The sequence below is a fragment of the Amycolatopsis sp. NPDC049691 genome (assembly GCF_040675005.1).
Classification (GTDB): domain Bacteria; phylum Actinomycetota; class Actinomycetes; order Mycobacteriales; family Pseudonocardiaceae; genus Amycolatopsis.
The window spans coordinates 1-25392 of the sequence record NZ_JBFANX010000026.1; the positions used below are offsets into that span (position 1 = coordinate 1).

Below are 25392 nucleotides of genomic sequence, written 5' to 3' on the forward strand. Positions count from 1 at the left end.
GCTCATCTACCCGGCGACGGACTTCGCGCGGCGGTACCGCTCGCAGGACCTGTTCGCCGAGGACCTGTTCCTGACGGACGTGCACATGAAGTGGTCCGAGCGGGCGCTTCCCCACGCCCCGCAGGTCCTGGACCACCTCGTGTTCGGCGCCGTCGCCGGCGTGCTGCTCGACCGTCCACACGGGACGGATCAGCGCACGACCTCGACGACGTCACCCGGCTGCAGCGAGTTGTAGAACATCACCGCGGCCGCGTGCGAAAGGTGCACGCACCCGTGCGACTTCACCTTCAGGCTGCCCTGGTGGAACGCCACGCCCGTGTTCGTGAAGAACACCGAGTACGGCATCGGCCCGTTGTACTGCTTGCTGTAGTGGTCGATGTCCTTGTACTGCACGTGGAACTTCCCCAACGGCGTCGGGTACTTCGCCAGCCCGACGGTGATCGGGACGCCGCCGTAGGTGACGTTCCCGGCGCCGTCCGTCAGCCACGCCGTATTCGAACTGCGCTGGACGCAGGCCTTCGCTTCGGCGCTGCACGGCGTCGACGCCGCTTCGGCCGTTCCCGCGAACGCCACGGTCCCCGCCAGCGCGGCGACCCCGCCCAGTAGTGCGATCATCCTCCGGTTCATCGTGTGCCTCCCGTTGTCGTTCGGCTACACGATGTAGGGTGCCCAGTCTCCCGATCTTCGAACCGGGAATCAGTCCCGCGGTTGCGACAACCGCAGGAACTCGTTCTGCTCACGGTCGTAGCGCTGGGTCAGGCCGTTGCCGTAGCGGTCCCACCAGTTCGCGGTGTGCCCACCCTGGCGGGTGGTCGTGTCGCCGTAGATCTGGCGGTCGTACTCGATGCGCGCGTCGTGGAACTCCTGCTGGAACTGTTCGGGCGTGAGGCCCTGCGCGTGCTGGATCGCCGCGTCGCTGAGCGTGCGCGAGCTGCGGACGATGTCGTCGCCCGCCATGTGGTTGAGGATCGCGCGGACGCCGCCGGCGCCGCGCATGTGCGCGCCGGACATGATCGCGGCCTGGGTGCCCGGGTCGGTGAAGTTCAGCGCGCCCGCCGTGCGCGCGTTCGCCGTCATCAGGTCCGAGACGACGGCGCGTTCCTCCGCGCTGCCGATGCCGTACTGCTCGCGCGCGGCGATGATCCGGTCGTAGCCGTTGTGCATGTTCTGCCGGAAGCCGTACGCCTCGGGCACGCCGCCCTGCTCGCCCGTCGCGCCTTCGGAGCGCATGATCGAGTCGACCACGCGCGGGTCGAGCTGCTGCGGCGCCGCCGCGGCCGCCGCTCCCCCACCGCCCTGCCCGCCCTGCGCCTGACCGCCGCCGTAGGCCTGGGCGACGTCGGAGTCGGCGGCGTTGTAGGCGTTCGCGGCCGTCTGGACGTTCTGGTTGACGTTGGTGATCAGGCTCAGGAACTTCTGCAGCGCGCTGCCCAGCGTCGAGTGCAACGCCGAGTTCGCGGCGGCCACCCCGCTGCCGATGCCGGCGAACGACAACGCGTCCAGCACCAGGCCTTCCAGGTCGCGCGTGGTCGACAGGAAGGACGACCCCACTTCCTCGACCGCCTTGGCGACCGTCCCCATTTCCGTGGTTTCGGCGCGGTAGGCCCCGGCACTCATGGTCTGCTCCCTCCGGACACCGGCTGTGCGCGTAGAGCATTTCCCACGCCGGCCGGGCCGCCCCACGGCCGAATTACCCACTGCGGTACCGGCGGGAGTGCCCACCCCGGCGCTAAAGTCGGGAGATGGACAAGCCCCAAGACGATGCGAACGTCGTGGACGGTGAGCTCGTCGACGAGACACCGACCGCCGCGCTCGCGATCCCCTCGCCGCCGCTGCCGGACCCGGACTACAGCGCGGGCGGCGTGCCGAGCTTCGACTTCGTCCGGGACAAGATCGAGAACCGGTACAACACGTCGGTCGGTTCGGTGGAAGTAGCCGGGCTGGGCACGGAGAACACGGCCGAGACCCTCGACAAGAAGATCGCGGACCGCGACCAGGCGGCGAAGAACCGGCTGGCCGAGATCCGGCGGTCGATGCGCGGCGAATAGCTCAGCCGAAGATGGCGGCCGGATCGCCGGTGTACCAGGCGTTTTCGATCACCACCCGGCGCATGACCCAGCGGTCGCCGTCGCGGACGAGGCCGACGTCGTAGCGGTTCTTCAGCAGCGCGTGCGTGCCGTGGTCGGCGCTGAGCAGGTGCTGCGCCTCGACCAGGGCCGTCAGCCGCGCGGTGTCGCCGTCGACGGTGACGCGCGGGTTGGTCACCTGGTGCGTCGTGTCGACGCGGCCCTCGAACAGCGCGAGGATCGTGTCGACGATCGCGTCGCGGCCCGTCATCAGCGGCGGCTCCGCGCCCCAGCGGGCGGCCGCCGGGCGGAAGTCCAGTTCGGCATCGGCGGCGAACGACGACGCGAACAGCTCGCGGTCCTTGAGGTCCTGGCCGAGGCCGAAGCGGTACAGCGCGTCGATGATTTCGGTGCGGTCGTGGAGGTCCATGCCGTCAGCCTCGCGGCGCCCGCACGGCTGATCAACGCGCTTCTGTGCGACGATCGTTAAGCACGAGTTGACGATGCTGGGGGCACAGTGGCGGAGACGCGCGAGGTCGAGTCGTTCCTGACGCTGGCCGAAGAGCTGCACTTCGGCCGCACGGCGGAGCGGCTGCGCGTGTCGACCGCGCAGGTCAGCCAGACGATCCGGAAGCTGGAACGGCGGATCGGCGCGCCCCTGTTCGCCCGGACCAGCCGCCGCGTCGAGCTGACGCCGCTGGGGCGGCAGCTCCTGGCCGACCTCGGGCCGGCGTGGGCGGCGGTCTCGTCGGCGCTGGCCAGGGCGGTCGAGGCCGGGCGCGGGGTCACCGGCACGCTGCGCGTCGCGTTCGGCGACGCCGCGGGCGGGCAGCTGCTGGCCGGCGTCGCCGAGCTGTTCCGGCGGCGGGCGCCCGGTTGCGAGGTCGAGTTCCGCGAGGTGCGCCCGGCCGAGGTCGTGCCGTGGCTGCGCGAGGGCGAGGTGGACGTGGTGCTGGCCGGGCTCCCGCCGGCCGGCCCGGGCCTGGTCACCGGCCCGGTGCTGGTGCGGGAGCGCCGGTTCCTGGCGATGGCGGCGGATCACCCGTTCGCCCGGCGCGACACGGTGCCTGTTTCGGACCTCGGACGGGTGACAGTGCTGCGTTGCGCGCTGCCGGACCCGTGGCTGGACGAGCACGCCCCAGACGCGGTGACGCGGCCGCGGGCGGGGTTGCAGGAGCTGCTCACGCTGGCCGGGGCGGGGGAAGGAGTGCTGCCGGTCGGCGCGCACCTGCGGCGGTACTACCCGCGGCCGGACGTGGCGTACGTCCCGCTGGCCGACGCGCCCCGGCTGGAGTGGGGCCTCGTGTGGCGGGAGGGTTCGGCGACGGCACGGGTGCGGACGTTCGCCGAAGCGGCGGCCGAGCTGGTCCGCGAACCGGCTTGATGGGTGGGAGGGGCTGGACGGCCACCGCGCTGGCCGACCACGGCGGATTGTCGGCAGCAGCCCGGCGGCTGTCGTGCCCGACGGCCGCTGTCAGCCCGGCAGGCAGCGCGCCGCCACCAGCCAGCCGCACCACCACCAGCCAGCCGCACCACCACCAGCCAGCCGCACCACCACCAGCCAGCCGCACCACCACCAGCCAGCCGCACCACCACCAGCCAGCCGCGGCCCGCGGGGCCGCGGGCTGTCGGCTGTGGGCGCGCGCCGAGGAGGCGGGGCAGCCGAGCGCACCGCTGCCGGCGGATCGCGACGGGTAGGCGGCGTCAGCCCGGCAGCCAACGCACCGCCGCTAGCCGGCAGCAGCCCAGCGACCCCCACGCCGGCAGCAGCACGGCGACCCTCAGCCCGGCAACCACCGCACCGCCACCGGCTGGCTGGCCGCGATCGCCGTGAGCCGGTTCGGGAACACGCGGACCCGCTCGCCCAACCCCGTCAACCGCACCACCCGGTCGGCCACACTCCCCGGCCGGACGATCAAGCAACCGTCGATTCCGCGGTCCCGGCAGCACTCCACGGCCTCGAGCACGCCCCTCGCTCCGCGCGCCGAAAGGAATTCCAGCGCCGCCAGGTCCAGCAGCAGCAAGTGCGGCGCCGGCAGTTCGCAAAGCGCCGCTTCGATCAGCGTCGTCCACCGAAGCACGGTGTCGATGTCCAGCTCGCCGCGGATTTCGATGACCAGCACGCCGCTGGTTCGTTCCGGCACGGCTCCGTCGTGCTCGCGCATCGCGTGCCTCCCCGGGGCCGGTTCGGGGGACGGCCCCGGCTCATCGTCCCACCGCCACCCCGCGACGGCCGTGTCAGCCGCGAAGAAACCCGGCGCCGCAAGCGAACGGCCCAACCGGCGCGGCCGTCCGGCTCAGCGTCCACTGTGGACGCTCAGCCGCCCCAGCCACTCCCGCAGCATCGTCAGCTCGGCCGGGGACAGCGGTGTCGCGCCGGTCAACCGGGCCGCGAGCGTCGTCGCCGTCACCGCGATGCCGTCGGGCTCCGGCGGTGTCTCCGCGAGGATCCCCGCGAGCACGCTTTCCCGCACCCGCACGGAAAACTCCGGATCCGGGTACAGCTCCGGCCGGGTGATCATCGACAGCGCGACGCCGGCGTTGGCCGCCATCACCATCTGCGCGGCGAGCGGGGGCGGCACCTTCAGCCGCCCGGCCGCCGCGCAGCGCTCGAGGACCGCCAGCAGCAGCCCGTGCGCCTCGGCCGCCGCTCCCGGCGGGGTCGACAGGCCCGCGTACAGCACGCGGTAGTGGCTGGGGTGCGCCAGCGCGAACGCGACGTGGTTGTCCCAGCCGTCACGCACGTCCTGCACCGGATCACCGGAGGGCCGCGCGGCCCGCTTGCCGGCGAGGTACGCCTCGAAGGCGTGGTCGACGACGGCGGCGAGCAGACCCTCCTTGTCGCCGAACTGCCGGTACAGCGCCGGCGCGCCCACCCCGGCCGCCTCGCAGACCGCCCGCGTGGAGAACTCGCCCGAGCGCGCCAGCAGCTCGGCCGCCGCCTCCAGGATTCGCGTCCGCACGTCCACCTCGGCGACGCTACCAGCGGATACCATTGATATCAAGATAAGGGTAGCGACGATCCAGAACTCGTGTTAGCGTCGATCTCGTCAAGTCGAGAACAACGATATCGAAGGACGCACCCATGCCGTTCGCCAACTTCAAGGTCCCCGCCGGCACCCTCACCGCCGAACAGAAGGAGCAACTCGTCACCCGCGCCACCGACCTCTACGCCGAGATCTACGGCGACCGCGCCCGCGCGAACACGATGGTGCTGGTCGAAGAGGTCGCCGACGGCGGCTGGGGCATCGGCGGGGAGGTGCTCACCCTCGCGAAGCTGCAGGCGGGGTGACGTCACGCTCTCGTAAGACTCCCGTGGAATCATCGGCTGACCACCGAAGTTGTACAGGTGGCAGCACCACACGAGGAGAAGGAGTGACGCCGTGACCACGTCAACCGAAAGGGCCGTCCTGGCCGGCGGCTGCTTCTGGGGCATGCAGGAGCTGTTCCGCCGTCAGCCCGGGGTGATCTCGACCCGGGTCGGTTACAGCGGCGGCGACGTCCCCAACGCCACCTACCGCAACCACGGCACGCACGCCGAGGCCATCGAGGTGATCTACGACCCCGCGCAGACCACGTTCCGCGACCTGCTCGAGTTCTTCTTCCAGGTGCACGACCCGACGACGAAGAACCGCCAGGGCAACGACATCGGCCTGAGCTACCGGTCGGCGATCTTCTTCGAGAACGACGAGCAGAAGCGCGTCGCCGAAGACACCATCGCCGACGTCGACGCGTCCGGGCTGTGGCCGGGCAAGGTCGTCACCGAAGTCAGCCCGGTGGGCGACTTCTGGGAGGCCGAGCCGGAGCACCAGGACTACCTGCAGCGGATTCCGAACGGGTACACCTGCCACTTCGTGCGCCCGGGCTGGAAGCTCCCGAAGCGCGAGACGACCGCCTGACACAGTCGTACCAAGAAGGCCCCTTCGCCGATCCCGGCGAGGGGGCCTTCGCCGTTTCGGACGCGGGAAAGATCACCCGAACGGCGGTGATCTCCGTCCAGTCCTGAATGGACAGTCGGCAGTACCGATCCCAATGGCGCGGAATGTCCTTTTTGGGAAGTATTGCGTCCGATAGATAAGACCGTACGTTAGTCGCTTGTTCACGAGCCTCCGGCACCGGATTCTGATTTCCGTTCCATTGCACCACCTCTCGTCCCCTTGGATCCGGCCCGGCCTCGACCCCGGGCCTGGTTCACCCTGCCCGGAGGGAATTCCTCGATGGATCTGAGACGTCCTGTCGTCTTGGCGGCAACCGGCGCGCTCGTCGGCGCGCTGTGCATCACCGGCACCGCACAGGCACAACCCACCCCGAACGCCACCCCCGCCGCCGCCCCGAGCGCCGTGGCCCAGGCCGCGACCGCGGCCGCCGGCCTGGTGGCGAGCAGGCCGGCCGCGCTGCACGCCAGCGCGGACGACGTTTTCCTGGCCCAGAAAGCGATTTCCGCCACCAACGGGTTGCAGTACATCCCGTACGAGCGCAGCTACAAGGGCCTGCCGGTGGTCGGCGGCGACTTCGTCGTCGCGACCAACTCGACGGGTCAGGTGCTCGGCACCTCCGTCGCGCAGGACCAGACGATCAACGTCGCCACGACCGGCGCGAAGGTGACGAAGGCCGCGGCCGAGGCGACCGCACGGCAGCAGCTGTCCGCCGTGGACAGCGTGAGCCCCGCGCAGCAGGTCGTCTACGCGCTCGGTACGCCGGCGCTGGCGTGGAAGAGCACCGTCGTCGGCCGCGACGCCGACGGCCCGAGCCGGCTCGACGTCATCGTCGACGCCGCCACCGGCAAGGTGCTCAAGACGCAGGAGCACGTCCTCAACGGTGACGGCACCAGCGCGTGGAACGGCCCGAACCCGGTGCACCTAGACACCACGCACTCGGGCAGCACGTACTCGCTGAAGGACCCGACGATCACCAACACGTCCTGCCAGGACGCGGCCAACAACACCACCTTCAGCGGGCCGGACGACCTCTGGGGCAACGGCACCGCCAGCAACCGCGAAACCGGCTGCGTCGACGCGCTGTTCGCCGCCCAGACCGAGAACAAGATGCTCTCGCAGTGGCTGGGCCGCAACAGCTTCGACGGCAACGGCGGCGGCTGGCCGATCCGCGTCGGCCTGAACGACCAGAACGCCTACTACGACGGCACCCAGGTCCAGATCGGCAAGAACACCGCCGGCGGCTGGATCGGCTCGATCGACGTCGTCGCGCACGAGCACGGCCACGGCATCGACGACCACACCCCGGGCGGCATCTCGGGCGCGGGCACGCAGGAGTTCGTCGCGGACGTCTTCGGCGCCTCCACCGAGTGGTTCGCCAACGAGCCGTCCCCGTACGACGTGCCGGACTTCCTCGTCGGCGAGCAGGTCAACCTCGTCGGCTCCGGCCCGATCCGCAACATGTACAACCCGTCGGCGCTGGGCGACAAGAACTGCTACGACAGCTCCGTCCCCAACGGTGAGGTGCACGCGGCCGCCGGCCCCGGCAACCACTGGTTCTACCTGCTGGCCGAAGGCACCAACCCGACCAACGGGCAGCCGACCAGCTCGACCTGCAACAGCTCCACGGTGACCGGTCTCGGCGTGCAGACCGCGCTGAAGATCTTCTACAACGCGATGCTGCTCAAGACCTCCAGCAGCTCGTACCTGAAGTACCGCACCTGGACGCTGACCGCGGCGAAGAACCTGTTCCCGGGCAGCTGCACCGAGTTCAACACCGTCAAGGCGGCGTGGGACGCGATCAGCGTGCCGGCGCAGTCGGCCGACCCGACCTGCTCGGCGACCGGCACCGTCACCGTGTCCAACCCGGGCAACCAGTCCACCGTGACCGGCGCTTCGGTCAACCTCCCGCTCTCGGCGAGCGGCGGCACCGCGCCGTACACCTGGTCGGCCACCGGTCTCCCGGCCGGCCTGTCGATCAACGCCTCCACCGGCACGATCTCGGGCACCGCGACCACCGCGGGCACCTCGAACGTCACGGTGACGGCGAAGGACGCGGCGGCCAAGACCGGCACGGCGTCGTTCACCTGGACCGTCGGCACCACCGGCGGCTGCTCCGGCCAGAAGATCGTCAACGGCGGCTTCGAGTCGGGCAGCGGCAGCTGGACCGGCACCACCGGCTCGATCGGCCAGTGGGGTTCGCAGGGTGAGGCCGCGCACGGCGGCACCTACTCGTCCTGGCTCGACGGGTACGGCTCGACGCACACCGAGTCGATCGCCCAGTCGGTGAGCATCCCGGCGGGCTGCCACGCCAGCCTGACGTTCTACCTGCACATCGACACCGCGGAAACGACCACCACCACCGCCTACGACAAGCTGACCGTCACCAACGGCAGCGCGACGCTGGGCAGCTACTCCAACCTGAACAAGGCCTCCGGGTACACCCTCCGGACGATCGACGTCTCGTCGGCCGCCGGCGGCACCCTGGCGCTGAAGTTCACCGGCACCGAAGACAGCTCGCTGCAGACCTCGTTCGTCATCGACGACGTGGCCGTCACCCTGAGCTGAAACTGAACCGCTGAAGCGGGGAGGCCGGGATTCCCGGCCTCCCCGTTTCCGCGTTTTCCGGGGCAGAATCGCCCCATGGACACCGAAGAGCTGCGCGCGACCCAGGCCCCGCTGAAGGACAAGTACCGCGAGCAGCCCGAGAGCGCGCTCGTCACGCTGCACGCCGACGCCGAGCTGGACGGCCTCGGGATCTCCTGCAAGGTCGAAACCGGCCGCGCGGTCGTCGAGGCGGGCCTGCACCCGGCCACGGGCGGCGACGGCACCCTCGCGTGTTCGGGCGACATGCTGCTGGAAGCGCTCGCCGCGTGCGCCGGGGTGACGCTGCGGGCCGTGGCGACGTCGCTGGGGCTCGAGGTGCGCGGCGGCCGCGTGCGCGCCGAAGGCGACCTCGACTTCCGCGGCACGCTCGCCGTCGCGAAGGACGCCCCGGTGGGCTTCCGCGCGATCCGGCTGTCGTTCGCGTTGGACACCGACGCCTCCGAAGAGCAGCTCACCACGCTCAAGAAGCTGACCGAGCGCTACTGCGTCGTCTTCCAGACGCTCCGGACGCCGCCGGAGTTCGCGGTCACGCTTTCGGCGAACTGACCCGGCTCAGGGAGAAACCCGGAGGACAAACCGGACGCACTGGCCTAGCTTGGCGGGGTCACCGAGAGGGGAAACCGCCATGCCGGAACCGGACAGCGCCGTCCAGGTGCGCGGGCTCGTCAAAACCTACGGGTCGACCCGCGCGCTCGACGGCGTCGACCTCGACATCCCGGCCGGGCGCGTGCTCGGCCTGCTCGGCCCGAACGGCGCCGGGAAGACCACCACCGTCCGCATCCTGACGACGCTGCTGCGGCCGGACTCGGGGTCGGCGCGCGTGGCCGGGTACGACGTCCTGGCCCAGCCCGACGAAGTGCGGCAGCGGATCGGGCTGTCCGGGCAGTACGCAGCCGTCGACGAGAACCTCACCGGGTTCGAAAACCTCTACATGGTCGGGCGGCTCTACGGACGCCGGAAATCCGCGGCCCGGGCGCGCGCCCGGGAGCTGCTGGCGCGGTTCGCGCTCGAAGAGGCCGCCGACCGGCCGGCGAAGGGCTACTCGGGCGGCATGCGGCGCCGCCTCGACCTGGCCGGCGCGCTGGTCGCCGAGCCGACCGTCGTCGTCCTCGACGAGCCGACCACCGGCCTCGACCCGGGCGGGCGGCTCGACACGTGGGGCGTCATCAAGGAGCTGGTCGCCGACGGCACGACCGTGCTGCTGACCACCCAGTACCTCGAAGAGGCCGACCAGCTGGCTGACTCCATCGTGGTGATCGACCACGGCCGGGTGATCGCGCGCGGCACGGCCGACGAGCTCAAGGCCCAGATCGGCGGCGAACGGCTGGAGCTGGTCGTCGCCTCGCCCGCGGACCTGCCGGCGACGCTGGAGGTGCTGCGCGAGGTGGGCACCGGCGAGCCGGCCGGCGACGACCACACGCGGCGCGCGGAGATCCTCGTCGACACCGGGCCGAAGGCCCTCATCGAAGCCCTGCGCCGGCTCGATGCCCAGGGCATCGCCGTCCAGGACGTCGCCCTGCACCGGCCGACGCTCGACGACGTCTTCCTGTCCCTGACCGGCCACGGCGCTTCGCCGGCCGAGGAGGTGGCGAAGTGAACGCGCTCGCGAAGGGCATTTCCGACGGCGGCATCATCACGTGGCGCAACCTGATGAACGTCCGCCGCAACCCGGACTGGCTGATGGCCGCGACGCTGCAGCCGATCATGTTCGTGCTGCTGTTCGCGTACGTCTTCGGCAACGCTATCGGCGGCGAAGCGGGCGGCGCGGCCTACCGCGAGTTCCTCATCGCCGGGATCTTCGCCCAGACGGTCGCGTTCAACTCGGCGTTCACGGTCATCGGCTTCGCGAACGACCTGCAGAAGGGCATCATCGACCGGTTCCGGTCGCTGCCGATGTCCCGCCTCGCGGTGGTCCTCGGCCGGACGACGTCCGACCTGGTGGTCAGCGTGGTGGCGCTGGTCGTGATGTCGGCGTGCGGGCTGATCGTGGGCTGGCGGATCCGCGGGAGCTTCTGGGACGCGCTGCTGGGCTACCTGGTGATGCTGATGTTCGCGTGGGCGTTGTCCTGGGTGGGCGCGCTGATCGGCCTGGCCGCGCGCAGCGTCGAGGTGGCGCAGAGCCTCGGGCTGATCTGGATGTTCCCGCTGAGCTTCATCTCCTCGGCGTTCGTCCCGACGGGGACGTTGCCACCGTTCCTCAAGGCGATCGCGGACTGGAACCCGTTCACGGCGGTGATCAACGCGACGCGGGACCTGTTCGGCAACCGGTTCGGCCCGGCACAGACGGGGTGGCCGGCGGAGAACGCGGCGCTGTACGCGATCCTGTGCTGCGTGGCGATCATCGCGGTGTTCGCTCCCCTGGCGACGGCCAAGTACCGCCGGGTGGCGAGCAAGTAGCACCGTCTCTTGGGCGTGGTCGGGAAGCTCACGTGGGCTTCCTGACCAGGCCCGTATAACCAGCGAGCGCAAGTGTCGCGAGCCCCCAGATCGCCGCTTGAAGCAGCCATATCACGATGGTGAAAGCCGCCGCCCAATTCGTATCGGGATTGAGGTCGCATCGCGCACGAACACCGGTTGAAGCCAGTGGAAGCCCGCGATCAAGACCCAGCCCCACGAGTTCGATCACGCTGCACGGCTGACCGTATGATGATCCGAAGGAAATCACGCGTTCTGCAACGTGGTGCCGACCATCGGCGACCCGGCCTGCCCACACTCCGAGCGCACCTACTGTCACCATGGCGAAGACCAACGCCACGGCAGTTCGTCGTGCAAGGTAGCCATACCCCGCCAGCACTCCCCAAAGCCGGTGGGAGCACCGAGCCAGCCAACTTCCCAAAGCGTGCGGCGCACGCTGATGAATGTCTTTCTGCTGCGCAATGAGAATTCTTCTGGCGTTGCCATCGTGCCCCGCGCTACGCTCAGAGCTCGCCAGCACTTGATATGGCCCGGGGCGGTAGGACTTGGTGTGATAGCGAATAATGTGGAGCCAATCCTGCCACGCTACCGGTTCTCCAGGCGATGACTCCAGCGCACCGAACTTGAAGCCGTTCAGATCGATGAACGCTGACTTTTTGCAAGTTTCGCCGTCAGACCTCGGACACAGACCACGACGAACGAGGAATATCTTACCCACCACTTCTGCATGCTCAAGATCGAGAGCCAGTCCGGAGCGATTGAGGATTTCACTGTTGAGAAACATCGCGTCACCGCCGATGTACGCACCCAGAAGAGAAAGAGCGCCACCGACTTCATTGTCACCGGAGATCTTCGCCCCTTCGCATCTCAGGTTCCCGTCGACCCTGAGCTGACCGGCGTGGACTGCCTTGCCCGCACTATTCGTGATCCGCGTAGATCTCATCACAAGGACGCCACCGATGTGGGCACGGAAAAGCTGAACCGCCCCTCGACTGCCAAATCCACTCAGCTCGGCACCGGACATCGAGAGGTCGCCGCTCACATCGAGTCCAACAGCTCGGATCGCCACCCCACTTTCGTTGGCGACCCGCGCGTTGCTGAGGTCAAGTGGTCCCCTGATCGTGGTACCAGTGAGATCGATAGCTCCTCCTCGACCTGCACCGACGATGACCGCGCCGTTCAGCCAGAGCCCCGCTTCAATCTCACTGAGGTCTCCTCGAAACCCAGGAAGCTCCGACGACGACAGGTCAAGCCAAGGCAGTCGTGCGTTCCAAGCGGTGACCATTTCAGTGAAATGACACTCGGTCAGCTTCATTCCTGCGCACGCGTCCACGTTGTCGAGATCGAGCACGCCGACGATCCGGAACCCGTTGGCACGAACTCCTCGGGGGTCCACGGGACCACGTCTTCCGAGTACCAGCTCACGTAACAGCTGCGCACGGATCGTGTGGTTCCAGCCGCTGATTTCGACTGGATCAACGACGTCGGAGCCCCTGAACTCCAGAGTTGTACCTGTTCGTGCTGCATCCACGAGCGCGTGTTCGAACTCGTTCAAGTCATCAAGGCCACTCAGGGCAGGCTTCTCGGTCACGTCGACCAAGTCGTCCGTGTCCTCGAACTTGATACGGACTGTCCTCACCGACCTGCTCTCAGTCCTCTTCGGACAGCTCCACGATCGGGATCACCCGCTTGGCCTGCCGGGCCTTCGCCTGGTGGTCGGCCAGGAACGGGTAGTGCTTCTCCAGCTCGTTCCACATCCGCACGTAGTCCGCGCCCAGCAGGGGCAACGCCTCCGCCTCGAACTCGCGGCCGTCCACCTCCACCTTCACCCGCGAATCCTCCACCAGGTTCAGGTACCAGTCCGGGTGCTTCGGCGCGCCGATGTTCGAGGCCACCACCAGCAGCCGGTCGCCGTCGCGGTGGTACATCATCGGGACCGTGCGCGGCTCGCCCGACCGGCGGCCCGTCGTCGTGAGCAGCACCAGCCGCTCGCGGTGCATGCCGTCGACCTCGCCGCCCGCCCGGAACTGCTCGATCACGCGGCGGTTCGTCTCCCGGACGTCCACGACGGTCACTGGTCGTAGTAGCGGGTCGGCGGGGGCTGCTGTTGCGGGTACTGCCGGGTCGGCGGCGGCGCGGCGTTCTGCTGGCTCGTGCGGCGCCGGTGCAGCGTCCGGGCGCTGGCCGCCATGCTGTTCACGACCGCGGCGATGACGAGCCCGATGACGAGGTTGATCGCCGCCGTGGCGATCTTCGCGCTCGGCGCGACCGTCAACGTCAGCGGCAGCACCACCGCGATCAACGTCACCAGCACCATGATCCAGCCGAAGAACTGGGACGGCGCCGGCGTGGCGACGCTCAGCAGGTGCATCAGCCCGGTGGCGAGCAGGGCCACCGCGGCGGCGACCAGCGCGTACGTCGTGGTGCTCGCGTTGCCCCAGACGCCCTCGCCTTTTGGGGCCAGCACTTCGACCTCGAAGACGCCGCGTGCGATCAGCAAGCCGACCACCGCGAGCAGGGCCGCGATCACCGCCGTCGCCACCCCGCCCGCCCACAGCCGGCGTGCGTCGATCCCCGGGCGGACGTCCTGGGGCTGGTTCCCGTAGTAGTCGGACATCAGAGCCTTCCTGGGTCGGCTGCCTCTCGCCCCCGATTGTCCCCTCTTTCGGCCGCGTCCGCGATTTGCGCTGGAGTGCACTCCAGCTCGTAGCGTCGGGGCATGACCACCGCACAGCACAAGATCGGTTCGGGTTTCGGCGCCACCACGACGGCGGCCGAGGCCCTCGCGGGCATCGACCTCTCCGGGAAGCTCGCCGTCGTCACCGGCGGGTACTCCGGGATCGGCCTCGAAACCACCCGCGCGCTGGCGAACGCCGGCGCACACGTGGTCGTCCCGGCCCGCCGTCCGGAGGCGGTCAGCGAAGGCGCTGACAACGTCGAAGTCGACCGGCTGGACCTCGCGGACCTCGAGAGCGTCCGCGCCTTCGCCGACCGCTTCCTGGCCACCGGACGGCGGATCGACCTGCTCATCGCCAACGCGGGCGTGATGGCCTGCCCGGAGACCCGCGTCGGCCCGGGCTGGGAAGCCCAGTTCGCCACCAACCACCTCGGGCACTTCGCCCTGGTCAACCGCCTGTGGCCGGCCGTCGCCGACGGCGCCCGCGTCGTCTCCCTGTCCTCGCGCGGCCACCACTACTCGCCGATCCGCTGGGACGACGTCCAGTTCGAGCGCGGCTACGACAAGTGGGCGGCCTACGGGCAGGCCAAGACGGCCAACGTGCTCTTCGCCGTCCGGCTGGACGAGCTGGGCGCGGAGAAGGGCGTCCACGCGTTCGCGCTGCACCCCGGCGGCATCATGACGCCGCTGCAGCGGCACCTGTCCCGGGAGGAGCACATCGCCCGCGGCTGGATCGACGAAGCCGGCAACTACCTGGTGAAGTTCAAGACGCCGGAGCAGGGCGCGGCGACGACGGTCTGGGCCGCGACGTCACCCCAGCTCGCCGGGCAAGGTGGCCTCTACCTCGAGGACTGCGACGTCGCCGAGCTCGCCCCCGAGAACGCCGAAGGCCTGGCGGAGTCGGGCGTGCGCCGGTACGCCGTGGACCGCGGCGAGGCCCGTCGCCTGTGGACGCTGTCGGCGGAGCTGACCGGGGTGGACGCTTTCGCGTGATCTTTTGACGTTTGCCCCGCACGGGATCGGGGTACATGGCGGCCGTGGCCGACGAAGCCGGCAGAACGGGGAACGCGCCGACGGGCGACGCGGACGTCACGTGTGCGCGCTTCGCTCTCGGCGAGTTCACCGCCGCCCCACGTTCCCTCGACGACGACCGTCCGCCCGGCTTGCTGGCCGGGCGGTACGAGGTCGGCAGACTGGTCGGCAGCGGCGGGACGGCACGCGTCTACCGCGCTTACGACCTGCGGCTGCAACGCGAAGTCGCGGTCAAGATCTACGACCGGGACGCCGTCGCGCTCGACCAGCGGCGCCGGCTGCGCGAGATGAGCATCCAGGGCAGCATCACCCACCCGGGCGTGGTGGCGCTGCTCGACAGCGGCACCGAGCACGGCCGGACGTACCTGGTGATGCAGCTCGTCGAGGGCGAGAACCTGGCGGAGCGGCTGCTGGCCGGCCCGCTGCCGGCGGCCGAGGTGACGGAGCTGGCCGACGGGCTGGCCGAGGCGCTGGCCCACGTGCACGCCCGGCGCGTCGTCCACCGGGATCTCAAGCCCGCCAACGTGTTCCTGTCCGCGGACGGCCCGCTGATCGGCGACTTCGGCATCGCGCACGCCCTCGACACGACGCACATCACGGGCACGGGCGTGGTCCCCGGCACGGCGGCGTACCTGGCACCCGAGCAGGTCGGCGGCGAGCGGGCGGGACCGCCGGCGGACGTGTACGCGCTGGGGCTGATCCTGCTGGAGTGCGTGACGGGCCGTCGCGAATACCCGGGCACGATGGTCGAGGCGGCGATGGCGCGGCTGACCCGGCCCCCGCGGATCCCGGACGGACTGCCGCCGTCACTGGCGCACACGTTGCGCCGGATGACCCGCAGCGAACCGGCCGACCGCCCGACGGCGGCCGAGGTCCGGGAGCTGCTGCACGGCCCTGTCCCGACGCGGCCGTGGCCCGCGGGCCGCCTCGGCGAAGTGTTGAGACGCCACCGCGCGGCGCCGGCGAGCGGCGGAAGACGAACTCACCTCGCGGCGGCCAGTGGCGCCGGAACGGGTGGCTCAGGCGAGCACGTTCTCGATTCCGGAGGCGAGATCGCCCGCATACCCGGCGGCCCGGGCGGATCAGGCGAGCGCGTCCCGCTCGATTCCCCGGCAGCCGGCGTGCCCGGCGACCCGGGCGGTTCAGCCGAACGCGCCCCACTAGTTTCCCCGGCAGCCGGCGTGCCCGGCGACCCGGGCGGATCAGGCGGGCGCGCCCCACTAGATTCCCCGGCAGCCGGCGTGCCCGGGCACCGCTCCCCCGCTCCCACCGTGCCCGACACCCGCCGGCCCCACCCGGCCGCACCGCGGAAGATCCTTGCCGCCCTCGGCCTTCCGCCACTGGGCGAACCCGCGCACCGCCGCCGGTTCACCGCGGCCGCCGGGCTGACCGCCGCCGCCGTCGTCGCCGTCTCCGCTCTCGTCCTCACCTCCGAAGACTCCGGCACCACCACCCCCGCCCAGCGGCCGGCGCCCAGCTCGCCCGCACCCGCCACCCCCTCCTCCACGCCCCTCGCCGCCTCCGGGACCCCCGGTCCGGCCGCCGGCTCCACCGAGTCCGCCGAACTCGAACCCGCCGCCGTGACCCACGACGACAAGCCGAAGCCCGCGAAGCCGGCCAACCCCCAACGCACCCGCAACCACGGCAAGGGCAAGGGCCCCGGGACCTCCGGCCGGGCGTGATCCGGGTCCAACGGCCCTGGTGCCGGAAACCGTCCGCGAATAGCGCGGAATTGTTTTCCCGAATTCGGACTCGAACCAATAACGAGCCGTAACCGGAACCGGCCGCGACCCGACACACACGACGTGTCCGCCCGGTTGCGTTCCGGCTCCGGCACTCCCGCCGGGAAACCCCGTACCCGACTCCTCGGAGGTCCTTGATGAGCGTCCACGCTGCCCTCGCGCGGCCGGTTTCCGGAACACCTCGCGGGCGGCACGCCAAGCCGCTGCCCGCGTGGCCGCGCGTCGTCGCCAGGACGCTCTTCCTCGCGTTCGCCCTGATCTCCGCCGGTGTGGTCGTCGTCGCGGGCTGGCCGCCGGTGCTGCTCGTCGTCCCCGCCGCCGTCCTGCTGCTGCTCGTCGCGAGCGTCGCGAAACTGCGGACCGCGGCCCGGAAGATCGAGACGATCTTCGCCGAAGAACTGCCGCGGGAAACGAATCCCGGAACCGGCGGAAACATCGAGATCTCCTGACTCTCCCGCGCCACAAAACTCACTCCTCGGCAAAGGGATGACAGCACTGGTGACCGCAGCCGGCCCCGGCGTACAACGGGTCGGGCACAGCGCCACCGACTTTGGGGAGTCATCATGGCCGATCCCGCAACCCCCGCGTCGCCGGTCGAGCTCGACCGGGTCCGCACCGAACTGGCCGCACAGGGCCATCCGTGGGTCATGGGCGAGAACTCCATGACCATTCTCGACGAAGACCAGCGCCGCCACCGCCTGGGTGTGCCGCTCCCGCCGGAAAGCGACCGGCGCGACCTGGAATCGCGGGCGAAGTCGCTCGCCGCCGGGGAAGCCGGCCGCGCGAGCGCCGGCGCGCCCGCGCAGTTCGACAGCCGCAGCGCCGGCGGCGCCGACTACGTCACGCCGGTCAAGGACCAGGGCGACTGCGGCTCGTGCGTCTCGTTCGGCACCGTCGCCGCGATGGAGACGGTCGCCGCGTTCACCCGCGGCCAGCCGGGCCTCAAGCTCGACCTGTCCGAGGCGCACCTGTTCTACACCCACGGTGCGAACGACGGCGCGACCTGCGACACCGGCTGGATGCCCGACCGGGCGCTGAAGGCCTGCCACGACGTCGGCATCACCTACGAGGACTACTTCCCGTACAGCCCGCGCAACCGGTCCGGCGCCAAGCTGAACGCCGACTGGCCGAACCGGCTCGCGACCACGCCGTCGTACGCCGCGCTGACCGGCAACCCGGCCGCCATGAAGGAAAAGCTCGCCTCGTGCGGCGCGCTGATCGCGTGTTTCCTGGTGTACCAGGACTTCTTCTCGTACCGGACGGGCGTGTACCGCCACGTCACCGGCGCGCTGGCCGGCGGCCACTGCGTCACGCTCGTCGGCTACGACGACGCCCAGGGCTGCTGGATCGCGAAGAACAGCTGGAGCACCGGCTGGGGCGACGCCGGCTTCTTCCGGATCGGCTACGGCGAGTGCGGCATCGAGACGTGGCAGGTGGAGCAGGTCGGCGCGGTGAACCTGCGCTCGTGGACCGGCTCGACGTCGGTGCTCGGCCTGTGGAGCAACGACTCCGACCGCAACACCTGGGCCTACCTCAAGGACCTGGGCTGGCTGCACCTCGCCGCGGACGACGAGGTGGTCAACAAGGCGATGCTCACCGAGCTCGTCGTCGCGAAGCAGGGCGGCCGTCCGGTCAACGCGTTCAACAACAACGGCACGATCATCGAGACCTACGTCTTCTAGGAGCCGCGAGATGGCCGCATCGACCAGCCCGTCCGCCGCGCCCGCGGCGGTGGCACCCGGCGCCAGCCCGGACAACGCACCCCAGCCCCTCACCCCCGACCAGCTGACCGCCGCGACGACGACCGTGACCGCGGAGCCGAGCGTGGCCCCGGTGCTCAGCCCGCCGGGCGCGCCGCAGACGTCCGCCCCGGCCGCGACCGCCACGGCCTGGCAGTCGGCCAAGAAGGTGCTGGCGCTCTGGACCAACAACTCCGACCGCAACGGCTACGCCTACGTCGACGGCGTCGGCTGGAAGCGCCTCGCGACGAACAGCGACAGCGTGCACGAGGCCCTGCTGGCCCTCGCCTCCTCGGGGCGGCTGGCCGGCTCGATCACCTACCCCGAGGCGACCGACGGGCTGATCCACGAGATCTACCTCTGGTGAAGGTGCTCACGCTCGAAGCCGACGGCGCGGCGGCCGACGTCGCGCCCGGCGAGCGGCTCGAGCTGCGGCTGCCCGAGAACGCGGGCACCGGCTACCAGTGGGTGCTGGACGGTCCGGAGCCGCCGCTGCGGGTGGTGGCGGAAACCCGCCACCCGGCGACGGACCGGGCCGGCGCCACCGGCGAGCACCGGTTCGTCCTGCACGCGGACGCACCGGGCGAGACGACGCTGGTGGCCCGCCACGCCCGCCCGTGGGCGCCGGAGACCGAGCTGCGCCGGTTCCGCCTGACGGTCCGGGTCCGCTGACCCGGTCGTCAGCCCGCGTCCCGCCAGGGTTCGAAGCTGCGCAACAGCAGCCTGACCTGCGCCGGGTCCCTGATCTCGGCCTCGACGCCCCGCGGCATCGCGATGATCAGGTGGGTGTCCCGCGCCGCGCAGCCCGCCGCCGTCGCGGCCAGGACCGCCGCTCCGCCGCCGTCGACCGCCGTGGCCATCGTCAGGTCGACGACGACCCGGCGGACCCCGGCGGCGAAGGCGTCTTCGACCGCGCGGTGGTAACTGGGGGCCAGAGCGCCGTCGAAGAGCCCGTCGACGGACAGGATGACCTCGTCTTCGAGGAGAACGCTGCGAAGTGTCATCCCGACCTCCTGCCGACCGGGTTTTTCCCACCGGTCCGGGTTCTTCGTCAAAGGTTACGTCAGACCCCGGTGCGGGTGCAGGCTGAGAGCGGCACGGTTCCCTGTCGATCAACGGAAAACCGGCTTCCGGGCGGCGCTCACCGCCGAAGATTTCCCTCTCCCCATTTCAAGGTATAGCCGACCCCGGGGCTTGTGGCAAGACCCCGGTGCGGGTCCACAATTCGGGCTCACCATTTTCCGCCGAGGGGATTCCGTCATGCGTGTGCTGCTGTCCACGATCGGCTCGCGGGGCGAGGTGCAGCCGATGTTCGCGCTGGCCTCGGAGCTGAGAGCGCTCGGGCAGGACGTCCGCCTGTGCGTGCCGCCCGACTTCCGGGACTGGCTCGACGAGCTGGGCTTCGACGTCGTGCCGATCGGCCCCGAGCTGCGCTCGACCGCGTCGGCACACCAGGGCGAATCGACGCCCGAACAGATCCGGAAGTCCACTGAGGACACCGTCACGACGCAGTTCGAGACGATCTCCGTCGCCGCCGCGGGCCGTGACGTCCTCGTCGCCGGCGGGGCCCTGCAGTTCGCGACCCGCTCGATCGCGCAGCGACTGGGTGCCGCCTACGTCTACGCGAGTTTCTGCCCGATCACCTTGCCGTCCGAGCTGCACGCGCCGCCGCCGATTCCGTGGCGGACGCCCGGGGAAAAGGACAACCGCGCCCTCTGGGACGAAGACGCGCGGCGCTGGAACGATTTCTTCGGCGGCAAGGTCAACGAACACCGGGCGGCCGCCGGCCAGGCGCCGGTCGGCGATCTGCCGGGCCACGTGTTCGGCGACCGGCCGTGGCTCGCCGCCGACGCCGCGCTGGCGCCGTGGCCCGAGCCGGGCGACCCGCGGATCGTCCAGACGGGGGCCTGGATCTGGCCGGACGAGCGGCCGCTGCCGGACGAGCTGCTGGAGTTCCTCGACGCGGGCAAGCCGCCGGTGTACTTCGGGTTCGGCAGCATGCGCGCGCCGGGCGAGGTCGCCGGAGCCGCGCTCGCCGCGGCGCGGGCACACGGACGCCGGGCGGTCGTCGCCCGCGGGTGGGCGGACCTCGTCGCCGCCGACGCGCCCGACTGCCTCGGCATCGGCGAGGTCAACCAGCAGGCGCTGTTCGAGCGCGTGGCGGCGGTCGTCCACCACGGCGGCGCGGGCACGACGACGACGGCCGCCCGCGCGGGCGCACCCCAGGTGGTGGTGCCGCAGATGTACGACCAGCACTACTTCGCGGGCCGGATCCGCACCCTCGGCCTCGGCGCGGCGACCGACCCGGGCGTGCCGACGGCGTCATCGATGACGTCGGCACTCGAAGTGGCCCTGCGGCCCGAGGTGGCGACGCGGGCACGGGAGTTCTCGGGGAAGGTGCGTGCGGACGGCGTGAGCGTGGCGGCCCGTCACCTGCTGGCGACGGCGCCGCTCGCGTCCGCCTGAGTGCCGGTTTCCCGGCGGCCGTCGTCAGCGCAGGTCCAGCCACAGGATGCGCAGGCCGACGTCGCCGTGTTCCGGGTGGCGGAACGCGCCCGGCGCCGTACCCAGCGTGACGAACCCGAGGCTCTCGTACAGCCGGATCGCCGGGGTGTTCACCTCGACGACCGCGTTGAACTGGACCGCCGCGAACCCGCTCCGCCGCGCCCAGGCGACCAGGTCGGTGGTGAGCGCGCGGCCGACCCCCGTGCCGCGCGCCTCCTTCGCGACCATCAAGCTGCCGGACGCGACGTGGCTCCCGGGCCCCGGCCGGTTGGCGTACATGTTCGCCGTGCCCGTCACCCGCTCCCCGTCGGTGGCGACGACCACCCGGGCCGGCGGCTCGAGCAGCCAGAGCCGCCGGGCCTCGGGTTCGGTCATGGCGGGGTCGTAGGCGAACGTCCGCTGCTCGGCGACGACGTCGTGGACGATCGGCCAGATCCGCGGCCAGTCGCCGTCGCGGGCTTCGCGGATCACGCGCGGACCGCGGCGCAGAGTTCCGGGACCACCGTCTCGATGTCGTCGCGCAGGACGAACGCGGCATCCTCGTCGTACGGCGTGGGCTGGCGGTTGACGATCACCAGCGTCGCCCCGGCCCGCACGGCGACGGTGCACAGCGACGCGGCCGGCTCCACCTGCAGCGAACTGCCGACGGCCAGGAACACCTCACTCGCCGCGGCGACGTTCCGCGCGCGGCCGAGGACTTCGCCGTCCAGCGTCTGTCCGAAAAGGACGACGTCGAGCTGCAGGATGCCGCCGCAGTGGGCGCACCGCGGGTCGTCGTCGCCGCGCTCCAGCACCTCGGTGGTCGGGAACCGGGCCGCGCAGGCGGTGCAGCGGGTGGTGTGCATGCTGCCGTGCAGTTCGAGGACCTTCCGCGCGGCGAGGCCGGCTTTCTGGTGCAGGCCATCGACGTTCTGGGTGAGCACGCGCACGGCGACACCGCCGCCGTCGAGGTCTGCGAGAGCCCGATGGGCGGCGTTCGGCTCGGCGCGCCAGGCCGCGTGCCCGCGGTAGCTGCGCCAGAACTCCCGGCGGACGTCGGCATCGGCCATGAAGTTCTCGAGCGTGAAGGCGTTGACGGCACTCGGTTCGCGCGTCCAGACGCCGTCCGGACCGCGGTAGTCGGGGATGCCGGACGCGGTGGAGATCCCGGCCCCGGTGAGCACGCCGACGAGCCGGGCACCGCGGATCCGGTCGATGAGCTTCATGGTTCGGAGGTTAACGACCGATCGGGCGCCCCGACGACCCGTTTTCCCGCGGAGGTGTCACACCGAGGCGCCCTGCGGCGACTCACCGGGAAAGCCAAGGAGGAATTCTGTGAATGCGGTATCGGTCGGCGTGCTGACGGCGCTGGTCTCTCTGTCAGGGGTCCTGGTCAGCGTGCTCACCACCCGGCAGGCGAACCGCCGGCTCCGCCAAGAACACGCCGACGAGGAAGCACGGTTGAGGCTGGACGCGGCGATGCGAGCCGGAGAATTGTTCTCGGCGAAAGACGACAATCCGGCCGATCCCGCCGCGGTAGTGTCCGGTCTTCTCGCCCTCACGAAGCTCGACAACGCCGAACTCGCGGTCGCGCTCCTGGTCAACCTGTGGTCGGAGGATGAACCGCAAGTGGCTCCCGAGACGGCTGTGCTGGTCATCGATGCCGCCTTGAGGTCGACCGGCAACGCACAGCTGGTCGCCGCGGAGCTGCTGTGCCGCAACGCACATCGGCTGAACTCCTGCCACTCCCTGCATTGGCCGAGCGCCGTGGACGGAGACTGGAATCCGGATTTCTGTCCCAAGACGAAACTTCTCCTGATCGACGCCCTCATCGGAATGACTCTTGCGCACCCGAGCACCGAGGACGCCCTGCGGTCCGTAGCGGTCCGCCTCTACGGTGTGTGGAGCCGCGACGAGAATCCGCGCGTCCGGGGATGTGTCGGCCGGCTCATCGGCGCGGTGGTCCCTGCCCTGCAAAAGCTCGGATACCTCGACTTCATGCAGGGCAAGCAGACCGTGCTCCTTTGCCAGCTGGAAAGGGCCGCCGCGAGCGGGACGCACAACCCGGACGGCTATCTCGACCGCATGGTCGATGACCGGTGCAAGAAGCTGTGCTCGTGGGCACACGCGTGCGAACAAGCGAACCCGGCCTCCAGTCTGGCGACCGCCGTCTGAGGCTCAGTCCTTCCGCAGCCGCAAGGCCAACGCCGGGCAGGCCGCCGCCGCTCGGCGGGCCTCCCTCACCAGCTCCGGCGGTACCGGCTCCGATGCCACCACCGGATAGCCCCACTCGTCGAGCCGGACGGCCTCCGGCAGCAGGTCCGCGCACAGCCCGTGCGCGCGGCACCCGATCGGGTCCACTGTCACCCTCATGCGACACGCTCCAGGACCCCACACCGGCCGCCGGCCGCGTGCGTTGCCACGTCGGCGTCGAACACGCCTAGCGCGCTCGCCGCGAGGCGGGCCGCGCCGTCCGGGTGCGCGCACGCCCCGCGGCCGGTGAGCAGCGGCAGCCTGCGGGCCAGCCGGTCCGTGGCGGGGCCGCCGCGGAGCAGCTCCGCGAAGTCCGCCGCGATCGCCGGGAGGCCGAACATGCACGGTCCGCACTGCCGGGCCGACTCGGCCGCCAGGAACGCCAGGACCTTGGCCGTGTACTCGAGCCCGCACGTCCGGGCCGGCAGCGCGTACACCGCCGAAATCCCCGAAAGCCCGGACCGGAAGTCCGCCGTCCACGTCCCGCCGTAGCCGCCGGACAACACCGCCCGCACCGGCTCGCACTCACCACCCGCCGCGGCCAGCACCCCCGACAACGACGCTCCCGCCGCCACCTCCACGACCCCCGGCCGCCGGACCGCACCGGTCACCGTGACCAGGTCCGTGCGCGCCGCCCGGTAGTGCTGCGGCCCCTGCAGGACCACCAATGCCAGCTGTGCCAACGTATCGACGTTGTCCACGAGCGTCGGCCGGCCGCGCACCCCGCGTTCGTCCGGCCGCGGCGACTTGCCGAGCGGCCAGGCGTCCCCCGACGTCAGGTGGTGGACGAGCGCGGTCTCCTCGCTGGCGACGTACCGGCGCGGGACCTCCTCGACGCGCACCGGCACGCGGTCGTCGCGTTCGGCGAGCGCCGCCAGGACGCCCGGGAGCACCGGGCTGCCCTGGTGTACACAAAGGACAGTCTCGGTGGCGCCGGTGGCGTGCGCGGCCAGCTGCAGGCCGTCCAGCACGAGGTGCGGCGACAGCGTGAGCAGCGCGGCGTCCTTGTGACTGAGCGGGTCGCCTTCGCATCCATTCGCGACGACGATCGAACGCGGTTTCCGGGCCGCGTGCAGCTTGCGCGCGGTCGGGAAGCCGGCGCCGCCGCGGCCGCGCAGGTCCGCCGCGGCGACGGCCTCGATCAGCCGGTCGCGGCCGTCTTCGCCGTGGTAGGCGACCCACGGCACGACGCCGTTGCGGCGCCGGTGCCCTGCCAGGTCGAGGCGGTGGGGCGGGAGGATGGTCATCGGGTGCCTCCGAGCGGCGAGAGCTTGCGGGTCGCGGTGACGGCGTCCCGGCGGGTGGCGCGGTAGGCGACGGCGCCGAGCACGGCCAGCACGCACAGCGCGTCCAGGGCGACGATCCAGCCGTACGCGGTGTCGTCCTCGGCCATGCCGAAGCCGTGCACCAGCGCGACGGGCCAGCAGAGGTAGGCCAGCCAGTGCACGGCGCGCCAAGCCCGCGCGGGGATGCGCGTGCGCAGCAGGCTGGTGACGACGATCGCGAGCAGCAGGTCGATCGCGACGGCCCCGAGGCCGACCCACAAAGGCCGGTAGCCCGAGCCGAACGGGACGAGCACGTCGAGCCAGCTCAGCGAGACGTAGCCGTCGAGGATCGCCGTCGCGATGTGCGCGACGAGGAACGCGACGCCGGTCAACGCGAGGTTCCGGTGCACGGCGGCGACGGTGAAGCGGGGCCACGCCCGCGTCGCGAACCGGCCGGCGCCGAGTGCCCCGAGGACGACGACAGCGGTGAAGAGCACGAGCGAGACGAGGCCGGTCGCGCGGCTGAAGTACCACATCAGGCGGCTTTCCCTTCGCGTGGCCAGCCGGGCGTCGTGACGACGTCGCCGCCGACGCCGACGAGCCGCGCGGGCAGCCGCCGGTCCGCGAGCCAGCCGGGCGCGTCCGTGCCGAGGACGACGGCGGCGGTGCTCGCGGTGTTGGCGTCCACAGTGGACTTCGCGGCGACGGTCACGGTGCGCCACCGCGGTTCGGCGGCGTCCCCGGTGCGCGGGTCGACGATGTGGTGCACGGTCCGGCCGCCGTGCCGCCACCGCCGCCGGGTGGTCCCGGAGCTGGCGAGGGCGCCGTCGCGGTGCAGGGCGACGGTGCTGTCGGGCCGGACGACGGCCTCGGCGTGGTCGTCGCCGAGCGCGATCTGCCAGCCGCCGGCGGGTTCCGGGCCGGCCGTGCGCAGGTCGCCGCCGAGGTTGACGAGGACACCGCAGCCGAGCGAGGCGTGGATCCGCCGCGCCGCGCGGTCGGCGGCGAGGGCTTTCGCGGTGGCGCCGAGGTCGAGGTGCACGCCACGAGGGAGGACGACGAGGCGCTGGGCCGGGTCGAAGAGGACGCGGTGCCACCCCGGCGCGGGTATCGGTTCGGCAGCCGACCGGGTACCGCGGCATCCCGTCGAGCAGCCCGGAGCGTGCGGCCGCGCTCG

At 71.2% G+C, this 25392-nt stretch carries 31 protein-coding genes and 1 pseudogene; 17 read left to right on the forward strand and 15 right to left on the reverse strand.

What is annotated here, in order from left to right:
- Positions 1-235, forward strand: a pseudogene (locus AB0J40_RS40060) (hypothetical protein); the annotation flags it as partial.
- On the opposite strand, the gene AB0J40_RS40065 reads toward AB0J40_RS40060, so the two are convergent.
- Positions 190-627 carry a L,D-transpeptidase gene (locus AB0J40_RS40065; RefSeq protein ID WP_364464524.1) on the reverse strand — a complete coding sequence of 146 codons (438 nt, stop codon included), beginning with the start codon at positions 625-627 and terminating at the stop codon, positions 190-192. The pseudogene AB0J40_RS40060 and the gene AB0J40_RS40065 overlap by 46 nt on opposite strands.
- Positions 628-696: 69 nt before the next feature.
- On the reverse strand, positions 697-1617 hold the full coding sequence (locus AB0J40_RS40070; RefSeq protein WP_364464526.1) for a hypothetical protein: 921 nt from the start codon (positions 1615-1617) through the stop codon (positions 697-699).
- A gap of 125 nt (positions 1618-1742) precedes the next feature.
- On the opposite strand from AB0J40_RS40070, the gene AB0J40_RS40075 reads away from it, so the two are divergent.
- A complete protein-coding gene (locus tag AB0J40_RS40075; protein WP_364464528.1) occupies positions 1743-2048 on the forward strand; it encodes a hypothetical protein in 306 nt (101 codons plus the stop codon).
- A gap of 1 nt (position 2049) precedes the next feature.
- Here AB0J40_RS40075 and AB0J40_RS40080 read toward each other — a convergent pair whose 3' ends face one another.
- On the reverse strand, positions 2050-2496 hold the full coding sequence (locus tag AB0J40_RS40080; protein ID WP_364464530.1) for a nuclear transport factor 2 family protein: 447 nt from the start codon (positions 2494-2496) through the stop codon (positions 2050-2052).
- Positions 2497-2583: 87 nt separating this feature from the next.
- Here AB0J40_RS40080 and AB0J40_RS40085 point away from each other — a divergent pair, with 87 nt between their 5' ends.
- A complete protein-coding gene (locus tag AB0J40_RS40085; RefSeq protein WP_364464532.1) occupies positions 2584-3450 on the forward strand; it encodes a LysR family transcriptional regulator in 867 nt (288 codons plus the stop codon).
- Positions 3451-3847: 397 nt separating this feature from the next.
- Here AB0J40_RS40085 and AB0J40_RS40090 read toward each other — a convergent pair whose 3' ends face one another.
- Complete coding sequence (locus AB0J40_RS40090) at positions 3848-4231, reverse strand: STAS domain-containing protein (RefSeq protein WP_364464534.1); 384 nt, start codon at positions 4229-4231, stop codon at positions 3848-3850.
- Positions 4232-4363: 132 nt separating this feature from the next.
- Entirely contained in the window at positions 4364-5062 is a 699-nt protein-coding gene (locus tag AB0J40_RS40095; RefSeq protein WP_364464536.1) for a TetR/AcrR family transcriptional regulator, read from the reverse strand.
- An 89-nt stretch (positions 5063-5151) separates the two neighbouring features.
- Between AB0J40_RS40095 and AB0J40_RS40100 the strand changes: the two genes are divergently transcribed.
- From AB0J40_RS40100 to AB0J40_RS40125, 6 genes are all read left to right on the forward strand, one after another.
- The gene (locus tag AB0J40_RS40100) at positions 5152-5358 is read left to right on the forward strand and encodes a 4-oxalocrotonate tautomerase family protein (protein WP_364464538.1); all 207 of its coding nucleotides are present in this window, start codon (positions 5152-5154) and stop codon (positions 5356-5358) included.
- 91 nt (positions 5359-5449) lie between these two features.
- Complete coding sequence (gene msrA / locus AB0J40_RS40105; RefSeq protein ID WP_364464540.1) at positions 5450-5965, forward strand: peptide-methionine (S)-S-oxide reductase MsrA; 516 nt, start codon at positions 5450-5452, stop codon at positions 5963-5965.
- A 318-nt stretch (positions 5966-6283) separates the two neighbouring features.
- Positions 6284-8569, forward strand: coding sequence for a M4 family metallopeptidase (locus AB0J40_RS40110; protein WP_364464542.1), 2286 nt, complete (start codon positions 6284-6286; stop codon positions 8567-8569).
- 75 nt (positions 8570-8644) lie between these two features.
- Complete coding sequence (locus AB0J40_RS40115) at positions 8645-9154, forward strand: OsmC family protein (protein ID WP_364464543.1); 510 nt, start codon at positions 8645-8647, stop codon at positions 9152-9154.
- Between the two features lie 79 nt (positions 9155-9233).
- A complete protein-coding gene (locus AB0J40_RS40120) occupies positions 9234-10205 on the forward strand; it encodes an ATP-binding cassette domain-containing protein (protein ID WP_364464545.1) in 972 nt (323 codons plus the stop codon).
- Positions 10202-11005 (forward strand): ABC transporter permease, encoded by an 804-nt coding sequence (locus tag AB0J40_RS40125; protein WP_364464547.1) that lies wholly within the window; start codon positions 10202-10204, stop codon positions 11003-11005. The genes AB0J40_RS40120 and AB0J40_RS40125 overlap by 4 nt, the downstream gene beginning before the upstream one ends.
- Before the next feature lie 28 nt (positions 11006-11033).
- On the opposite strand, the gene AB0J40_RS40130 is transcribed toward AB0J40_RS40125, so the two are convergent.
- From AB0J40_RS40130 to AB0J40_RS40140, 3 genes are read right to left on the reverse strand one after another with little or no spacing between them, the layout of a single operon-like run.
- A complete protein-coding gene (locus AB0J40_RS40130; RefSeq protein ID WP_364464549.1) occupies positions 11034-12623 on the reverse strand; it encodes a hypothetical protein in 1590 nt (529 codons plus the stop codon).
- A gap of 49 nt (positions 12624-12672) precedes the next feature.
- Positions 12673-13098, reverse strand: a complete 426-nt coding sequence (locus tag AB0J40_RS40135; RefSeq protein ID WP_364464551.1) for a nitroreductase/quinone reductase family protein — start codon at positions 13096-13098, stop codon at positions 12673-12675.
- Complete coding sequence (locus AB0J40_RS40140; RefSeq protein WP_364464553.1) at positions 13095-13640, reverse strand: DUF6069 family protein; 546 nt, start codon at positions 13638-13640, stop codon at positions 13095-13097. The genes AB0J40_RS40135 and AB0J40_RS40140 overlap by 4 nt, the downstream gene beginning before the upstream one ends.
- Positions 13641-13742: 102 nt before the next feature.
- Between AB0J40_RS40140 and AB0J40_RS40145 the strand changes: the two genes are divergently transcribed.
- The 6 genes from AB0J40_RS40145 to AB0J40_RS40170 all read left to right on the forward strand — a co-directional run bounded on the left by AB0J40_RS40145 (position 13743) and on the right by AB0J40_RS40170 (position 18885).
- Positions 13743-14693: an SDR family NAD(P)-dependent oxidoreductase gene (locus tag AB0J40_RS40145; RefSeq protein WP_364464555.1), complete on the forward strand. Its 951-nt coding sequence runs from the start codon at positions 13743-13745 to the stop codon at positions 14691-14693.
- A 35-nt stretch (positions 14694-14728) separates the two neighbouring features.
- Positions 14729-16414: a protein kinase gene (locus tag AB0J40_RS40150; RefSeq protein WP_364464557.1), complete on the forward strand. Its 1686-nt coding sequence runs from the start codon at positions 14729-14731 to the stop codon at positions 16412-16414.
- A 197-nt stretch (positions 16415-16611) separates the two neighbouring features.
- On the forward strand, positions 16612-16923 hold the full coding sequence (locus AB0J40_RS40155) for a hypothetical protein (RefSeq protein WP_364464559.1): 312 nt from the start codon (positions 16612-16614) through the stop codon (positions 16921-16923).
- 114 nt (positions 16924-17037) lie between these two features.
- On the forward strand, positions 17038-18156 hold the full coding sequence (locus tag AB0J40_RS40160) for a C1 family peptidase (protein ID WP_364464561.1): 1119 nt from the start codon (positions 17038-17040) through the stop codon (positions 18154-18156).
- Between the two features lie 10 nt (positions 18157-18166).
- Positions 18167-18580 carry a hypothetical protein gene (locus AB0J40_RS40165; RefSeq protein ID WP_364464563.1) on the forward strand — a complete coding sequence of 138 codons (414 nt, stop codon included), beginning with the start codon at positions 18167-18169 and terminating at the stop codon, positions 18578-18580.
- Complete coding sequence (locus tag AB0J40_RS40170; protein ID WP_364464565.1) at positions 18577-18885, forward strand: protease inhibitor I42 family protein; 309 nt, start codon at positions 18577-18579, stop codon at positions 18883-18885. The genes AB0J40_RS40165 and AB0J40_RS40170 overlap by 4 nt, the downstream gene beginning before the upstream one ends.
- 8 nt (positions 18886-18893) lie before the next feature.
- Here AB0J40_RS40170 and AB0J40_RS40175 read toward each other — a convergent pair whose 3' ends face one another.
- Entirely contained in the window at positions 18894-19217 is a 324-nt protein-coding gene (locus AB0J40_RS40175) for an STAS domain-containing protein (protein WP_364464567.1), read from the reverse strand.
- A gap of 256 nt (positions 19218-19473) precedes the next feature.
- Here AB0J40_RS40175 and AB0J40_RS40180 point away from each other — a divergent pair, with 256 nt between their 5' ends.
- Positions 19474-20679 (forward strand): glycosyltransferase, encoded by a 1206-nt coding sequence (locus AB0J40_RS40180; RefSeq protein WP_364464569.1) that lies wholly within the window; start codon positions 19474-19476, stop codon positions 20677-20679.
- Between the two features lie 24 nt (positions 20680-20703).
- Here the strand turns inward: AB0J40_RS40180 and AB0J40_RS40185 are convergent, their stop codons facing one another.
- On the reverse strand, positions 20704-21189 hold the full coding sequence (locus AB0J40_RS40185; RefSeq protein WP_364464571.1) for a GNAT family N-acetyltransferase: 486 nt from the start codon (positions 21187-21189) through the stop codon (positions 20704-20706).
- A complete protein-coding gene (locus AB0J40_RS40190) occupies positions 21186-21923 on the reverse strand; it encodes a Sir2 family NAD-dependent protein deacetylase (RefSeq protein ID WP_364464573.1) in 738 nt (245 codons plus the stop codon). The genes AB0J40_RS40185 and AB0J40_RS40190 overlap by 4 nt, the downstream gene beginning before the upstream one ends.
- Before the next feature lie 109 nt (positions 21924-22032).
- Here AB0J40_RS40190 and AB0J40_RS40195 point away from each other — a divergent pair, with 109 nt between their 5' ends.
- Complete coding sequence (locus tag AB0J40_RS40195; RefSeq protein WP_364464575.1) at positions 22033-22872, forward strand: hypothetical protein; 840 nt, start codon at positions 22033-22035, stop codon at positions 22870-22872.
- A 3-nt stretch (positions 22873-22875) separates the two neighbouring features.
- On the opposite strand, the gene AB0J40_RS40200 is transcribed toward AB0J40_RS40195, so the two are convergent.
- The 4 genes from AB0J40_RS40200 to AB0J40_RS40215 all read right to left on the reverse strand — a co-directional run.
- Positions 22876-23070, reverse strand: coding sequence for a ferredoxin (locus tag AB0J40_RS40200; protein ID WP_364464577.1), 195 nt, complete (start codon positions 23068-23070; stop codon positions 22876-22878).
- Positions 23067-24197 carry an NADH-ubiquinone oxidoreductase-F iron-sulfur binding region domain-containing protein gene (locus AB0J40_RS40205; RefSeq protein ID WP_364464579.1) on the reverse strand — a complete coding sequence of 377 codons (1131 nt, stop codon included), beginning with the start codon at positions 24195-24197 and terminating at the stop codon, positions 23067-23069. The genes AB0J40_RS40200 and AB0J40_RS40205 overlap by 4 nt, the downstream gene beginning before the upstream one ends.
- Positions 24194-24751: a ferric reductase-like transmembrane domain-containing protein gene (locus AB0J40_RS40210; protein WP_364464581.1), complete on the reverse strand. Its 558-nt coding sequence runs from the start codon at positions 24749-24751 to the stop codon at positions 24194-24196. Before AB0J40_RS40210 ends, AB0J40_RS40205 begins: the two co-directional genes overlap by 4 nt.
- On the reverse strand, positions 24751-25392 hold a 642-nt coding region (locus AB0J40_RS40215; protein WP_364464583.1), incomplete at its 5' end, for an FAD:protein FMN transferase. The genes AB0J40_RS40210 and AB0J40_RS40215, both read right to left, overlap by 1 nt.